The sequence below is a fragment of the Bradyrhizobium sp. MV1.5 genome, assembly GCF_055807615.1.
In genome coordinates, this window is sequence record NZ_JBVVPL010000022.1 from 18,633 (window position 1) to 33,529 (window position 14,897).

Here is a 14,897-nt window from a genome sequence, read left to right on the forward strand (position 1 = left end):
GCCTCATTAACCATGCTTTGACGAATAGCTGGTCAACTGCCGATTACGGCGGCGTCAGCGTCGCGGCGTTTGTTGGAAAGTGAAGCGTATGAATAGGGCACGCATTGTCGTCCTGACGGTCGCCATCTGCGCCGGCGGTGTCGCCGCGTATCTGGCGAGCGGCTCGGACAATTCTGCACCGCCTCCGGCTCCGGTCGCGCAGCTTCCCACCGTCGACGTCCTGGTCGCGAAGAACGACATCGGCCTCGGCCAGACCGTCAAGCCGGAAGACGTGCAATGGCAGACATGGCCGTCCGCGACCGCCAGCACCACCTTCATCCGCCGCAACGAGCGCCCCGAGGGGGTAACCCAGGTCACCGGCTCGATCGCACGATCCCCCTTCATCCAGGGTGAGCCGATCCGGGACCAGAAGCTGGTCAAGGCCGAAGGCTCCGGCTTCATGGCGGCAATCCTGCCAACCGGCATGCGGGCGATCTCGACCGAGATCTCGCCGGAAACCGGCGCAGGTGGCTTCATCCTCCCCAACGACCGCGTCGACGTGCTTCTGACGCGCCGTCTCAAAAACCCGGACCAGAGCAGCGGCGCTCCCGATGTCATCACGTCCGAGATCATCCTGGCCAATATCCGCGTCCTGGCCATCGACCAGGCTCCCAAGGAGAAGGACGGGCAGAACGCGGTGGTCGGCAAGACCGTCACCCTCGAACTCAATCCGGCGCAGACTGCGACGCTCTCCTCCGCACGTCAGAGCGGCACGCTGTCGCTGGCGCTGCGCAGTATCGCCGACGTCAAGCTGAGCGAGATCACGCTCGATGACCCCGCACAGAAGCGCGAGGGCGTTTCGATCATTCGGTACGGTATCCCAAGCTCGACGGCGAAGGCACGATGAGGACTGTCGACATGAAATGCAGGGCGAATTTGGCGACGATGCGAACCCATGTGGTCCGCGCCCTGTCGTTTTCGGCCGCCGTCGCGCTCGCGCTCAGCCCGGTGCTGACCCCTGTGGTCGCCGCCGACTATCGCCCTGTCGCGCAGGCTGCGGCCGACGGTCAGATGAACGCGCGATTCCTCTCGCTCGGCATCGGCAAGTCGATCGTGATCGACCTTCCGCGCGACATCAAGGACGTGCTTGTCGCCGATCCCAAGATCGCCAATGCGGTCGTCCGCTCGGCGCAGCGTGCCTACATCATCGGCGCCTCGATCGGGCAGACCAACATCGTGTTCTTCGATTCCGCCGGCCAGCAGATCGCGGCCTATGACATCGCGGTCAAGCGCGACCTCAACGGCGTGCGGGCCGCGCTGAAGCAGGTCCTGCCGAACTCAGACATCCAGATCGACGGACTAGGCGACGGCATCATCTTGACCGGCTCGGCCGCGAATCCAGCCGAAGCCCAGCAGGCCAACGACCTCGCAGTGCGCCTCGCCGGCGGCCCCGAGAAGGTCGTGAACTCGATCGTGGTCCGCGGCCGCGATCAGGTCATGCTCAAGGTGACGGTCGCGGAAGTCCAGCGCAGCATCGTCAAGCAGCTCGGAATCGACCTCACCGCCAACCTCAGCTACGGCACCTCGGTCGTCAGCTTCAGCAACTCCAATCCGTTTACGGCTCTCGGCCACAACCTCGTCGACGGCAATAACCTGACCACGAAGTTCGGCGCGGCCCCGTCGGTGCAGGCCACGCTGCGTGCGATGGAGACCGCGGGCGTGATCCGGACGCTGGCCGAACCGAATCTGACCGCGATCTCCGGTGAATCGGCAACGTTCATTGCCGGCGGTGAATTTCCGGTGCCTGCGGGCTATGCGTGCGACCCCACCACGCACGTCTGTACCACCCAGATCAGCTTCAAGAAGTTCGGCATCTCGCTCAACTTCACCCCCGTCGTTCTCACCGAGGGCAAGATCAGCCTGCGGGTGATGACCGAGGTGTCCGAGCTCTCGAACGAAAACGCGATCACGCTGTCCCAGGCCGTGACCTCGACCTCGGTCAACTCGCTCACGGTGCCCTCGATCAAGACCCGCCGCGCAGAAACCTCGCTGGAAATTCCCTCAGGCGGCGCGATGGCGATGGCCGGCCTGATCCAGCAGCAGACCAAGCAAGCGGTCAGCGGACTGCCGGGTCTGATGCAGCTCCCGATCCTCGGCACGCTGTTCCGTAGCCGCGACTTCGTCAACAACGCGACCGAGCTGGTCGTGATCGTGACGCCCTACATCGTTCGCGCAGTTGCGCAAAAGGATCTATCGCGGCCGGATGATGGCTTCTCCGCGCCGGCTGATCCGCAGGCCGAACTGCTCGGCAACATCAACCGCATCTACGGCGTGCCCGGCCGGACCGAACCGGCCAAGAACTACCGCGGCACCTACGGCTTCATCACCGACTGAGGCGGAACGGGGACTTCATGAAGATTACTAGACCACCCCAGATTCGCAGACGCGCCATCCACCTCGGCGGCGCGCTCGTCGGCATGGCGCTCGCCCTTGGCGGTTGCCAGCACGACGAAGCGGTCACGGCCTCCATTCCCGACGACTACAAGCAGCGCCATCCGATCGCGATCGAGGAGCAGAATCGCTCCATCGTCGTCTTCGTCGGCCATGCTCGCGGCGGCTTGACCGCCGCCCAGCGCGCCGACGTGATGGGCGTCGCGTCGGCCTGGATGCACGAAGGCACCGGCGCGATCCGGATCGACGTACCGTCCGGCACGCCCAACGCGCGTCCGGTCGCGGATACCATGCGCGAAATCCAGGCAATGCTGTCGGCGGCGGGCGTTCCGCCGCGCGGCATCAGCGCCCGCTCCTACCAGCCGGAAGACAAGCGCTTCCTGCCGCCGATCCGGCTCACCTATTCCAAGATCGCTGCAGTCGCGGGTCCCTGCGGCCTGTGGCCGGAAGATATCGGCCCTTCGATGAAGAACAAGAGCTGGTTCGAGAACAAGGACTATTACAATTACGGCTGCGCCTATCAGCGCAACCTCGCAGCGATGGTCGACAATCCGTCGGATCTCGAGCAGCCGCGGCCCGAAACGCCGTCCTACACGCCGCGGCGGACCGCCGCGTTCGAGAAGTATCGCAAGGGAATGCCGACGGCGGTCGCCTATCCTGAGGCCGACAAGGCCAAACTCAGCGACACCGGCAGATGATCAGCTACGCTCGCCAGCCCCAAGAAGAACAGTCCGAGGCATCGCTCCCGCCGGTCGAGGAGCATATTGCACCGGCGCCCCGCGTTTCCGTCCAGGCTTTCTGCGAGACCGTGGAAACGGCGGCTGCCGTGCAGTCGGCCGGCGAAGATCGCCGTCTCGGCAAGGCCCATCTGAAGATCCAGATGGGCGGTATGGCGGCTGCGGTGGAAGCCTACCGCTCGGCACCCACGCCGAACGTGATCGTGCTCGAAAGCGACGGCCGCAACGACCTCCTGGGCGGGCTCGACCATCTCGCGACCGTCTGCGACGCCGGCACCCGCGTGGTCGTGATCGGCCGCATCAACGACGTCATGCTCTACCGCGAGCTGGTGCGCCGCGGCGTCAGCGACTACGTGCTCGCGCCGGTTGGCGCGATCGACGTCGTGCGCTCGATCTGCAACCTGTTCTCGGCGCCGGAAGCCAAGGCCGTCGGCCGCATCATCGCCGTGGTCGGCGCCAAGGGCGGCGTCGGCGCGTCAACCATCTCCCACAATGTCGCCTGGGCGATCGCCCGCGATCTCGCGATGGACGCGGTCGTCGCCGACCTCGACCTCGCCTTCGGCACTGCCGGACTCGACTACAACCAGGATCCACCGCAGGGCATTGCCGACGCCGTGTTCTCGCCCGATCGCGTGGACACCGCCTTCATCGACCGCCTTCTGTCGAAATGCACCGACCACCTCAGCCTGCTGGCGGCGCCGGCGACGCTCGACCGGGTCTACGATTTCGGCGCCGACGCCTTCGATGCCGTGTTCGACACGCTGCGCTCCACCATGCCCTGCATCGTGCTCGACGTTCCGCACCAATGGTCGGGCTGGACCAAACGCGCCCTGATCGGAGCGGACGACATCCTGATCGTGGCGGCGCCCGACCTCGCCAATTTGCGCAACACCAAGAACATGTTCGATCTCCTGAAGGCCGCGCGCCCCAACGACCGGCCGCCGCTCTACTGTTTGAACCAGGTCGGGGTACCGAAACGGCCCGAAATCGCCGCGGCGGAGTTCGCCAAGGCGATCGAGAGCCAGCCGGTCGTCTCAATCCCGTTCGAGCCGCAGATCTTCGGCTCGGCGGCCAACAACGGCCAGATGATCGCGGAGATCTCGGCCAACCATAAGTCGATCGAGATGTTCCTTCAGATCGCCCAGCGCCTGACCGGCCGCAGCGAAACGAAGAAGCAAAAGTCGTCCCTGCTTTCACCCCTGATTGACAAGTTGCGGGGAAAATAGGTCGCCGCATGGAGTTCTTAAGTGTTCGGTAAGCGTAGCGGAACAGACGCCGACGTCCGGGCCCCCAAGCCCGGTGCCGTGTCGCCAGAGCCTGCACAGGTTCAGGCGCCCGCCGTGTCGCGCGTGCCGCCGCCGCCGGCAGTCTCCTCGCCGCCGCTCGCCCCGGCGAAGCCTGCGCCGACCATGGAAGCCCGCCGCTCGGACAATTATTACGAGGTCAAGGCGACCATCTTCGGCGCGCTGATCGAGGCCATCGACCTCGCCCAGCTCGCCAAGCTCGATTCGGAGTCCGCGCGCGAGGAAATCCGGGACATCGTCAACGAGATCATCGCGATCAAGAATATCGTGATGTCGATCGCCGAGCAGGAAGAGCTGCTTGACGACATCTGCAACGACGTCCTCGGCTACGGTCCGCTCGAGCCGCTGTTGTCGCGCGACGACATCGCCGACATCATGGTCAACGGCGCCGACACCGTCTACATCGAGGTCGCCGGCAAGATCCAACGCACCGGTATCCGCTTCCGCGACAATCAGCAGCTCCTCAACATCTGCCAGCGTATCGTCAGCCAGGTCGGCCGGCGCGTCGACGAATCCTCGCCGATCTGCGACGCGCGCCTGGCCGATGGCTCCCGCGTCAACGCCATCGTGCCCCCGCTGTCGATCGACGGCCCCACGCTCACGATCCGCAAGTTCAAGAAGGACAAGCTGACGCTCGATCAGCTCGTCAAGTTCGGGGCAATCTCGCCGGAGGGCGCGGAAATCCTCCAGATCATCGGCCGCGTCCGCTGCAACGTGCTGATCTCCGGCGGTACCGGCTCTGGCAAGACCACGTTGCTTAACTGCCTGACCAACTACATCGAACACGACGAGCGCGTCATCACCTGCGAAGACGCCGCCGAACTCCAGCTGCAACAGCCGCACGTGGTGCGACTGGAAACCCGCCCGCCCAACATCGAGGGCGAGGGCCAGGTCACCATGCGCGAGCTGGTGCGCAACTGCCTGCGTATGCGTCCCGAGCGCATCATCGTCGGCGAAGTCCGCGGACCCGAGGCGTTCGACCTGCTCCAGGCCATGAACACCGGCCATGACGGCTCGATGGGCACGCTGCACGCCAACAATCCGCGCGAAGCGCTATCGCGCTGCGAATCCATGATCACGATGGGCGGCTTCTCCCTGCCTTCACGCACCATCCGCGAGATGATCTGCGCCTCGATCGACGTCATCGTCCAGGCCGCGCGCCTGCGCGACGGTTCGCGCCGCATCACCCACATCACCGAGGTGATGGGCATGGAAGGCGACACCATCATCACCCAGGACGTCTTCCTCTACGACATGGTCGGCGAGGACGCCAACGGCAAGATCATCGGCCGGCACCGGTCGACCGGAATCGGCCGCCCGAAATTCTGGGAACGCGCCCGCTATTACGGCGAAGAGAAGCGCCTTGCCGCGGCGCTCGACGCCGCGGAAGTGGCGCCCCCGACGTGAGCAGGTCAGCGCAGCCATGAACATGCAAGCCCTTGCCCTCGCCTTCCTTGCCACCGCGACCGTCGGCGGCCTCGCCTGGGTCTTCCTTTATCCGATGCTGTCCGGGGAACGGAAGGCCGAGAGCCGCCGCGCCTCGATCGCGCGGGCCGAGGCGCCCACGGCCCGCGCGGCCGAGAAGACGCAGCGCTCGCGGCGCGAGCAGGTCGAAACCTCGCTCAAGGATCTCGAGGCGCGGCGCCAGCAGGAGAAGAGCGTACCGCTCAGTGTTCGCCTGTCGCAGGCCGGCCTCGACTGGGCGCCGCAGAAATTCTGGATCGTGTCCGCCGTCGTGGCGGGCGTGCTGTTCGCAGTCGCCTTGTTCATCGGCGGCGGCCTGCTCGGTGCCGCCGGCTTCGCGTTTGCCGGCGGGCTCGGTCTGCCCCGCTGGGCGCTCAGCTTCCTGAAGAAGCGCCGTGAAAACAAGTTCCTGGCCGCCTTGCCCGATGCCGTTGACGTCATCGTCCGCGGCATCAAGGCGGGCCTGCCGCTGTTCGAATCGATCAAGGTGGTCGCCGCCGACGCGCCAGAGCCGCTGCGCTCCGAGTTTCTGTCCATCATCGAGACACAGGCGATCGGAATGCCGCTCGGCGAGGCCTGCACGCGACTCTACGATCGCATGCCGTTGCCCGAGGCCAATTTCTTCGGCATCGTCATCTCGATCCAGCAGAAATCGGGCGGCAACCTCTCCGAAGCGCTCGGTAACCTCTCCAAGGTGCTGCGCGACCGCAAGAAGATGAAAGAGAAGATCCAGGCGATGTCGATGGAAGCCAAGGCCTCGGCCGGCATCATTGGCTCGCTGCCGCCGATCGTGATGTTCCTCGTCTACCTCACGACGCCGGGATACATCTCCATGCTTTGGACTCATCCCACGGGCCAGCTCATGCTGGTCGGCTGCGTCGTCTGGATGTCGATCGGCATCATGGTGATGAAGAAGATGATCAATTTCGACTTCTGATGGTGCCTTATGGTAGAGTTCCTCGTTGCGAAACTTCACGACGTCCACTTCATGACGATGCTGCTGGCGGCCATTGCCGCCAGCGCCACCGTCTATACACTGGTGATGCCGCTGTTCGCTGGCGAGGGCCTTTCCAAGCGGATGAAGGCGGTGGCGAACGAACGTGAGCGCATCCGGCAGCGCGAGCGCGAGCGCCTCCACAAGAGTGAAAAAGTCTCGCTGCGCCAGACGCCGAAGCAGCTCGTCTCGAAGGTCGTCGATGACTTCAACCTGACCAAATGGCTCGCGCAGGAAGCTGCGCGGGACAAGCTCATCATGGCGGGCTATCGAGGCCAGGCGCCCTACATCACCTTCCTGTTTGCCCGCCTGGTTGCCCCGATCGTGCTGTTCGTCGGTTCGGTCGTCTACGTGTTCCTGATCGCGCACATGCAGCAGTCGATGCCGATCAAGATCGGCATCTGCGTCGGTGCGGCCTATCTCGGACTTCAGGCGCCGATGCTGTTCCTCAGGAACGCGATTTCCAAGCGCCAACTTTCGATCAAGCGCGCCTTTCCCGATGCGCTCGACTTGCTCCTGATCTGCATCGAATCCGGCATGTCGGTCGAGATGGCGTTCCGGAAGGTCGCGGTCGAAATCGTGACCCAGTCGATCGCGCTGTCGGAGGAGTTCACCCTGACCACGGCCGAGCTGTCCTATTTGCAGGATCGCAAGGTCGCCTACGAGAACCTTGCGCGGCGCACCGGGCTCGAAGGCGTCAAGTCGGTATGTCTCGCGCTCCAGCAGGCGGAGCGTTACGGCACCCCGCTCGGCCAATCTTTGCGAGTGATGGCGCAGGAAAACCGGGACATGCGCATGAACGAAGCCGAGAAAAAGGCCGCAGCACTGCCGCCGAAGCTGACGGTACCGATGATCCTGTTCTTCCTGCCGGTGCTGTTCGTCGTTATTCTCGGACCGACGGGCATCAAGGTCACCGAGATGCAATGACGCTAGACGTGGACCGCGTACGGTCCGCGGACGCCCCTTCAAGACTGGAAGACCAAGATTGGAAGATCACGTCTGATCAGTCGGACTGGCCGAGCGAGGCGACCGGCGTCCGCTTCGGCGCACCACGCCGGACGTCGCTGCGGGTCAGCATTTCCTTGAGATAGGCGACATTGGCCGCAGCCTGGTCCGGCGGCAGGTCCGCCTTCACGATGGTCTCGGCTTCGGCGAAACGGCCCTGGAGACCGACGACCAGACCGAGATTCTGCCGCACCCGCGCGCTTGCGTGCGGCGAGGCATAGGCTTGCCGCAGCGCGTCTTCGGCCCTCGGCAGATCTCTCGACAACATGTAGGACAGGCCGAGATTGGAGAGCACTCCGGGATCGCCAGGCGCGATCTTGAGCGCACTCGCGTAATAGGAGCGCGCTTCCTCGTGACGGCCCATCTGATCGAGTGCGGTACCCTGCACCGAGAGCAGGCGCCAATCCGGATTATCGGGCGAATGCGCCTTCGACAGCACGTCGAAGGCTTGCTGGAAATTGCCGTTGTCGGAGAGCGCGCGGCCGTATTGGGCCATCAGCGCCTTGTTGCCGGGATTGGCGATGGTCGCCTGCTCGAGCACGGCGGCGGCCTGGGCACGCTGGCCGTTGGCGCGCAGGGCTTGGCCGTAGGCCAACGCCGCGTCGGCGTCCTTGGGATTGGCGCGATAGCGCTCGCCATAGACTTCAGCGGCGCGCGCGGGATCGGTGGGAGCGGCTTCCGCCCGCGGCCCGACCGAGCCCGTGACGTCGGAGAGTTTCGACATTGCCGTGCAGCCGCCGAGGCCCATGGCCACCGCCGCGACGAGCGAGGTGGACGCAAGAAGCCGGGCAAGACTTAATCGCTCACGACTGAACCGTTGACGCATGACGCTTTGACTCTCGAGCCGATTGATCGAGCCGAACGCGCCAGCAATAGACTGTTAACCCTAACGGCGGGTTAATGCCCCGACCCGCGCCCGTCACTACGGCGTCTGCGGAGGCATCTTGCTGCCAAGACCCGGATCGAGGCCGAGCGCCTTCGCCTGCTCGTTCAGGTCCCGCAGCAATTGCAGTCGTTGCCGCATCTCGATCTCGACATCGATGTCCGGGCGCACGCCCCTCGGCAATTCGCGTCGAAGATCGTCACGATTGACCAGACGCCTCGTGCGGAGCTCGTCGAACTGAACGTCGTCGATGCCGAGCACATTTGCAGATTGCTCGATCAGTCGGCGCAGTAGTGATGTCACCGCGGCTGCGGCCTCGACCTCATGCTTACGTGCAGATCTCGAGAACTTGCTTTCCAGATCGGCCCAGACATGAGAGGTGACGAGATAGACGTGGAGCAAATTGGCCCAATCCACCTCGCCGTCGGCATAGAAGGCGCGGCGCAGCAGGAGCCGGCGCGCGAATGCTGCGACCTGATCCGGTTTCAGCGTCGTGCATGCGTCGATCTCGATGCCCGACTGGACGGCCGGATCTCGGGAAAAATCCCGTCCAGCCGGCAGCCTGACGACGCCGTGCGGCAGGTTGGAATCGAGCGGCCTGAAGACAGCATCCTTGCGCGGACGTGAGTAGCGGGCGATCGCGAAGCGATACTCGGTGCGGTCACCATGGGACATCGGGCCGAAATGGATGACGTTGAAGCCGGCATCGTCACCGGCCTGCCCGGTCGACGACGGACAGGACAAGACGTAGATCGTGCGCCAGAATGCTTCATCGCTCTCACTCGACGTGACGCGCGGATCGGGAATCGAATAGCGCGTCAGCCCTTCGACATGCCGGTGTCCGTGCAGAACCAGATCGACATTGAGCGATGTCGCCGCTTCGAGGAAGGTCGCGGGGGCGGCGAGATACATCAGCGGCTCGTCGGGCACACCGAGAAACCGCTTTCCTTCTCCGGTCGCCTGCGGCAGTGGATGATGGTGCAGCGCCAGCACGCGCACGAGATTTTCCACCGGCTCGGCATAATCGGCGCGGCCGCCCGACCCGAGGCTGCCCGCGAGCTCGACGCTCAGCCGCGCGGAATCCGAAACCATGGCGTTATAGGCGCTCTGGTCGACGTTGCCGCTCGCGAGCGTCGTGAGGCTCGCGCGGTTGGAATCCAGCAGCACCAGATCTAGGCCGGCCTGACGGTAGTAGACGCTCTTCGAGGTGCGCGGCAAGTGCAGGTAATCATAGACGTCGTGGCGGCCTGCACGCTGGCTCGGGCGCTTGACGTCGTGATTGCCGGCAATTGCCTGGATGTCGGTGAACAGCCCGGTCTGCCGGAAGGACGCAATGACGGCGAGCGCTTCGTCGAGCGCAGGCGGCGTCGGGTCGTCCACGATATCGCCGGTGATCAGCAGGATGCGATCGGGAACATCCGCGAAGTCCGCCATCCTCTCGCGAATTGCGGCATTGAGCGTCTCGATGGTCGCAAGCAGTCGACCAGACCCGTCCAGATGCAGGTCGGAAATCTGTACGATGACGAACGATCTATCCATTTTGCGTCGCTTATTCGCGAATGCCGCGCCGCGCAAACGATGAGAAAAATGCCTTCGACGATCAGGTTCAATCCGGTATCAGCCCGGGCCATGATGAGCCGGGGTATGAATCGACTCTCGCCACGTACAGAACCGCACGACACAATCTAAAATATTGGCCAATAATGCCACAACCGCAACGCTAGTAAAGCCCTGTGGCCGCTCTTGCGTGAACGGCAGCTCTCAGCATGAGATACGGGCCTGCCCAATGGAGGTTTCGCTCACCCGATCAATATTCGATGGCGAGCCGTTTGCGGATTTCGTCAATGCGCTTGTCAAGTGCATCGAACCGCGCGTGAACGGAGCGGTCGTGGAGATAGAAGACGTAACCGCCGGCAAGGAACGCGAATATCCAATGATGATGCTCGACATAGCCAAAGATCGCCTCGACCGCCTGGCCGAAGAATGTGACCACGCTCCACACAAATTCCATTGCATTTCCTCCCGGCCGGCTTTGTCGTCGGCCGCCGGAGATCTCCGCACCTGACGGCCGTTGCCGGAACCTAGCATGGCCCCCTTGCTGCGAGTAGCGGATCACTGAAAGGTGGCAGCAAAGCTGATTGCAGCGGCGGCGAAACTCTGCGAAATCTCGTCCGTTCGTATGACCCGCTCGATCTGACGATCCGGACCCGCCAATGCCTTCTGTCTTCGAGACGTCGCCTACCGCCATCCCGATCACCTTCGTCACCAAGTCGAGTTGGGATCAGGTCGCCGAGCGGCTACCGGCGGCGCAACGCCAGTTCGCCACCGCGAACGCCTTTACAGCAAAGCCGGGCGGCTATCTCGCCCTGCCCGCGCCCGATGGCTCGATCGCGCAAGTGCTGTTCGGGCTCGATGACGAAGGTGCAAGATCGAGCGACCTGTTCCGACCGGGCGCCCTGCCCGGCCTGCTGCCGCCGGGCATTTATCGCTTCGCCAATGCGCCGCACGATGCACGGCTCGCCGCACTCGCCTTCGCGCTCGGCAGCTACCGCTTCGCCCGGTACCGCAAGGCCGATCGCCCCGAGGTCCGCCTCGTGCCCCCCGACGGCATCGACGCGACCGAGATCAACCGCATCGCGGACGCCGCAATGCTGGCGCGCGACCTCATCAACACGCCGGCCAACGACATGGGGCCGGAGGAGCTGGCCGCAGTTGCGCAGGATCTCGCCGCCGAATTCGGCGCAAGCTTTGCCTGCACCATCGGTGATGACTTGAAGACGAATTTTCCGCTGATCCACGCCGTCGGCATGGCCTCGGACCGCGCGCCGCGGCTGATCGACATCGGCTGGGGCGACCCGGCTCATCCCAAGGTGACGCTGGTCGGCAAGGGCGTCTGCTTCGACACCGGCGGGCTCGACCTGAAACCGTCGAGCGGCATGCTGATCATGAAGAAGGACATGGGAGGCGCCGCCAACGTGCTGGCGCTGGCGCGCATGGTGATGGATGCGAAGCTGAAGGTGCGACTGCGCGTGCTGATTCCGGCCGTGGAGAACGCGGTCGCGGGCAATGCCTTCCGCCCGCTCGACATCTTCACCTCGCGCAAGGGCATCACGGTCGAGATCGGCAATACGGACGCGGAGGGGCGGCTGGTGCTCGCCGACGCGCTGGCGCTGGCGGACGAGGAAAAGCCGGACCTGCTGATCGATCTCGGCACGCTGACGGGAGCGGCACGCGTCGCGCTGGGGCCGGATTTACCGCCGTTTTACACCAATGATGAGACGCTTGCCGCCGACGTCGCACGATGCGCGGTGAGGGAGAACGATCCGTTGTGGCGCATGCCGCTGTGGCCGCCTTACGATGCGTGGCTGGACTCCAGGACGGCCACCATCACCAACGCACCATCCGGCGGCTTTGCCGGCTCGATCATCTGCGCGCTGTTCCTGCAACGCTTCGTCGAACACGCCAGGAGCTGGTTGCATGTCGACATTTACGGCTGGACGCCGTCGGCGAAGCCCGCACGCCCCGAGGGCGGCGAGTGCCAGGCCGCGCGCGCGATCTACACATTGCTGAGCGAGCGCTATGCATGATCCAGGACATGACCCAAGGCTGACACCGGCGCGGGGCGACCTCGCCGCGAAATATCTCGAAGGCAAGGTGCAGGCGCATCGCTTCGTCACGGGCGAGGAATTCGAGATAGTCGAGGCGATCGCGCCCGTGCGCGAACAGCCGTCGCCGAACGCGATGCTGATGACGCAAGCGTTGCGCGGCGAGCGCATCACGGTCTACGACCGCAACGGCGAAGGCTGGGCGTGGGGTCAGCTTTCCGGTGACGGATATGTCGGCTGGCTGCCGGACGCAGCGCTCATGAAGCCCGCGGCCGCGCCGACCCATATGGTCAGTGCTTTACGAACCTTTGCCTTCCCCGGTCCCTCGATCAAGCTGCCGCCGGCAGACACGCTGGTGATGGGGTCGAAGATCGCGGTTGCACGCGAGGACGGCAGCTTCGCCGTGACGCGCGACGGACAATATCTGCCCAAGGTTCATCTCGCTCCGCTTGGCCATCGCGAGCCCGATTTCGTCGCAGTCGCCGAGCGTTTCGTCGGCACGCCCTATCTCTGGGGTGGCAAGAGCAGCCTCGGCGTCGATTGCTCCGGTCTCGTCCAGGTCTCGCTGACATCAGCCGGCATCGGCTGCCCGCGCGACAGCGACATGCAGCAGGCCGGACTCGGACGTGCGCTGGAACCGCATGAGCGAAGCAGCTTGCTCCGCGGCGATCTGATCTTCTGGAAGGGGCATGTCGCCATCGTCCGTGATGGCAGCACCATGGTTCACGCCAATGCGCATCACATGGCAACGGTGATCGAACCGGTCGAGCCGGCCATCGCAAGGATCAGGCAAGCCGGCAGTGAGGTCACCGCGATCAAGCGGCTCTGACGGACGCTATGTCGCTGCCGACCCGTTCCCCGCCGTCTCCAGCCGGAACGCCGCCGCAAACAGCGCGCGGGTGTAATCCGTCTTCGGGTTCTTGAAGAGCTCGGCGGCCTGGCCTTCCTCGACCACCTTGCCGCCGCGCATCACGATCAGATGGCTGGCGAGCGAGGCGACGACGCGCAGATCGTGCGAGATGAACATGTAGGTGAGATCGCGACGGCGCTGCAATTCACGCAGCAGATCGACCATTTGCGCCTGAATTAGCATGTCGAGCGCACTGGTTGGCTCGTCCAGCACGACGAAATCCGGCTCCAGCACCACCGCCCGCGCGATGCTGATGCGCTGGCGCTGGCCGCCGGAGAATTCATGCGGATAACGGTGACGGGTATCCGGCTTCAGTCCGACGTCCTCGAGCGCCTTGACGACGCGCTCCTCACGCTCGCCGCGCGAGAGCTGCGGCTGATGCACGGTGAGGCCTTCGGCGACGATGTCGGCGACCGACATGCGCGGGCTGAGCGAGCCGAACGGATCCTGGAACACGATCTGCATGTCGCGCCGGAACGGCCGCATCTCCTTGAAGCGCAGACCCTGGATATCCTTTCCCAGGAACACGATACGTCCGTTCGAGGAGATCAGCCGCAGCAATGCGAGCCCCAGCGTGGTCTTGCCCGAGCCTGATTCGCCGACGACGCCGAGTGTCTCGCCCTTGCGCACGGCGATGCTGACACCGTCCACCGCCTTGATGTGACCGACCGTCTTGCGCATCAACCCGCGCTTGATCGGAAACCAGACTTTCAGGTCGTCGGCCGACATCACCACCGGCGCATCCGGCTGCGGCGGCGCTGGATCGGGCTTCGGTTCCGCGGCAAGCAGGTCGCGCGTATAGGGATGCTTCGGGCTTTTGAAGACCTGCTCGACAGGTCCTTGCTCGACGATCTCGCCGCCTTTCATGACGCAGACCTGGTCGGCGATGCGACGCACGATGCCGAGATCGTGGGTGATGAAAAGCAGGCTCATGCCGAGTCGGCCGCGGATCTCTGCGAGCAGCGTCAGGATCTGCGCCTGCACGGTGACGTCGAGCGCCGTCGTCGGCTCGTCCGCGATCAGCAGGTCCGGCTCGTTGGCGAGCGCCATCGCGATCATCACGCGCTGGCGCTGGCCACCGGAGAGCTGGTGCGGATAGCTCTTCAGCCGCGTTTCAGGCTCGGGAATGCCGACCTGCGTCAGCAATTCCAGCGTCCGCCTGCGCGCCTCGGCATTGCTGGTCGGATTGTGCAGCTGGATGATCTCGCCGATCTGCGCCTCGATCGTGTGCAGTGGATTGAGCGAGGTCATCGGCTCCTGGAAGATGATGGAGATGTCGCTGCCGCGAATCTCCCGCATCTCCTGCTCCGACCGGTCGATCAGTTCCTGGCCTTTGAAATGGATGCTGCCCGAGGGATGCGAGGCGTTCGGATAGGGCAGGAGCTTGAGGATCGAGAGCGCGCTGACCGACTTGCCGGAGCCGGACTCGCCGACCAGCGCCACGCACTCGCCGCGCCTGATCTGGAACGAGACCTTGTCGACCGCGAGCGTGGTGACGCCGCCCTGGTGGAAGGCCACCGAGAGCTCGCGCACGCTGAGCAAAGGCTGGTTGATCGCGTCCATTG

The 14,897-nt window shown here is 64.5% G+C and carries 13 protein-coding genes; 9 read left to right on the forward strand and 4 right to left on the reverse strand.

The features are described 5' to 3' along the window. The first annotated feature begins 88 nt into the window (after nucleotides 1-88). From cpaB to AC0L2J_RS20830, 7 genes are read left to right on the forward strand one after another with little or no spacing between them, the layout of a single operon-like run. Nucleotides 89-886 (forward strand): Flp pilus assembly protein CpaB, encoded by a 798-nt coding sequence (cpaB, locus tag AC0L2J_RS20800; RefSeq protein ID WP_473393725.1) that lies wholly within the window; start codon nucleotides 89-91, stop codon nucleotides 884-886. 11 nt (nucleotides 887-897) lie between these two features. Then, the gene (locus AC0L2J_RS20805) at nucleotides 898-2,373 is read left to right on the forward strand and encodes a type II and III secretion system protein family protein (RefSeq protein ID WP_473393729.1); all 1,476 of its coding nucleotides are present in this window, start codon (nucleotides 898-900) and stop codon (nucleotides 2,371-2,373) included. Between the two features lie 17 nt (nucleotides 2,374-2,390). After that, nucleotides 2,391-3,128 carry a CpaD family pilus assembly protein gene (locus AC0L2J_RS20810; RefSeq protein WP_063994679.1) on the forward strand — a complete coding sequence of 246 codons (738 nt, stop codon included), beginning with the start codon at nucleotides 2,391-2,393 and terminating at the stop codon, nucleotides 3,126-3,128. After that, nucleotides 3,125-4,393, forward strand: coding sequence for a CpaE/TadZ family protein (locus tag AC0L2J_RS20815; RefSeq protein WP_007605389.1), 1,269 nt, complete (start codon nucleotides 3,125-3,127; stop codon nucleotides 4,391-4,393). Before AC0L2J_RS20810 ends, AC0L2J_RS20815 begins: the two co-directional genes overlap by 4 nt. Nucleotides 4,394-4,414: 21 nt before the next feature. Continuing rightward, a complete protein-coding gene (locus tag AC0L2J_RS20820) occupies nucleotides 4,415-5,878 on the forward strand; it encodes a CpaF family protein (RefSeq protein WP_007605388.1) in 1,464 nt (487 codons plus the stop codon). Between the two features lie 16 nt (nucleotides 5,879-5,894). Further along, entirely contained in the window at nucleotides 5,895-6,872 is a 978-nt protein-coding gene (locus tag AC0L2J_RS20825) for a type II secretion system F family protein (RefSeq protein ID WP_007605387.1), read from the forward strand. A gap of 9 nt (nucleotides 6,873-6,881) precedes the next feature. After that, complete coding sequence (locus AC0L2J_RS20830; protein WP_007605386.1) at nucleotides 6,882-7,856, forward strand: type II secretion system F family protein; 975 nt, start codon at nucleotides 6,882-6,884, stop codon at nucleotides 7,854-7,856. Nucleotides 7,857-7,932: 76 nt separating this feature from the next. Here AC0L2J_RS20830 and AC0L2J_RS20835 read toward each other — a convergent pair whose 3' ends face one another. The 3 genes from AC0L2J_RS20835 to AC0L2J_RS20845 all read right to left on the reverse strand — a co-directional run bounded on the left by AC0L2J_RS20835 (nucleotide 7,933) and on the right by AC0L2J_RS20845 (nucleotide 10,828). After that, entirely contained in the window at nucleotides 7,933-8,760 is an 828-nt protein-coding gene (locus AC0L2J_RS20835; RefSeq protein ID WP_063994677.1) for a tetratricopeptide repeat protein, read from the reverse strand. A 96-nt stretch (nucleotides 8,761-8,856) separates the two neighbouring features. After that, entirely contained in the window at nucleotides 8,857-10,356 is a 1,500-nt protein-coding gene (locus tag AC0L2J_RS20840) for a metallophosphoesterase family protein (protein ID WP_473393732.1), read from the reverse strand. 268 nt (nucleotides 10,357-10,624) lie between these two features. Then, nucleotides 10,625-10,828, reverse strand: coding sequence for a hypothetical protein (locus AC0L2J_RS20845; protein WP_063994676.1), 204 nt, complete (start codon nucleotides 10,826-10,828; stop codon nucleotides 10,625-10,627). A gap of 202 nt (nucleotides 10,829-11,030) precedes the next feature. Here AC0L2J_RS20845 and AC0L2J_RS20850 point away from each other — a divergent pair, with 202 nt between their 5' ends. Beyond that, the gene (locus AC0L2J_RS20850; RefSeq protein ID WP_473393734.1) at nucleotides 11,031-12,404 is read left to right on the forward strand and encodes a leucyl aminopeptidase family protein; all 1,374 of its coding nucleotides are present in this window, start codon (nucleotides 11,031-11,033) and stop codon (nucleotides 12,402-12,404) included. Next, nucleotides 12,397-13,251 (forward strand): C40 family peptidase, encoded by an 855-nt coding sequence (locus tag AC0L2J_RS20855; RefSeq protein ID WP_473393738.1) that lies wholly within the window; start codon nucleotides 12,397-12,399, stop codon nucleotides 13,249-13,251. The genes AC0L2J_RS20850 and AC0L2J_RS20855 overlap by 8 nt, the downstream gene beginning before the upstream one ends. 6 nt (nucleotides 13,252-13,257) lie before the next feature. Here the strand turns inward: AC0L2J_RS20855 and AC0L2J_RS20860 are convergent, their stop codons facing one another. Further along, entirely contained in the window at nucleotides 13,258-14,895 is a 1,638-nt protein-coding gene (locus AC0L2J_RS20860) for an ABC transporter ATP-binding protein (RefSeq protein ID WP_007605369.1), read from the reverse strand. Nucleotides 14,896-14,897: the final 2 nt, after the last annotated feature.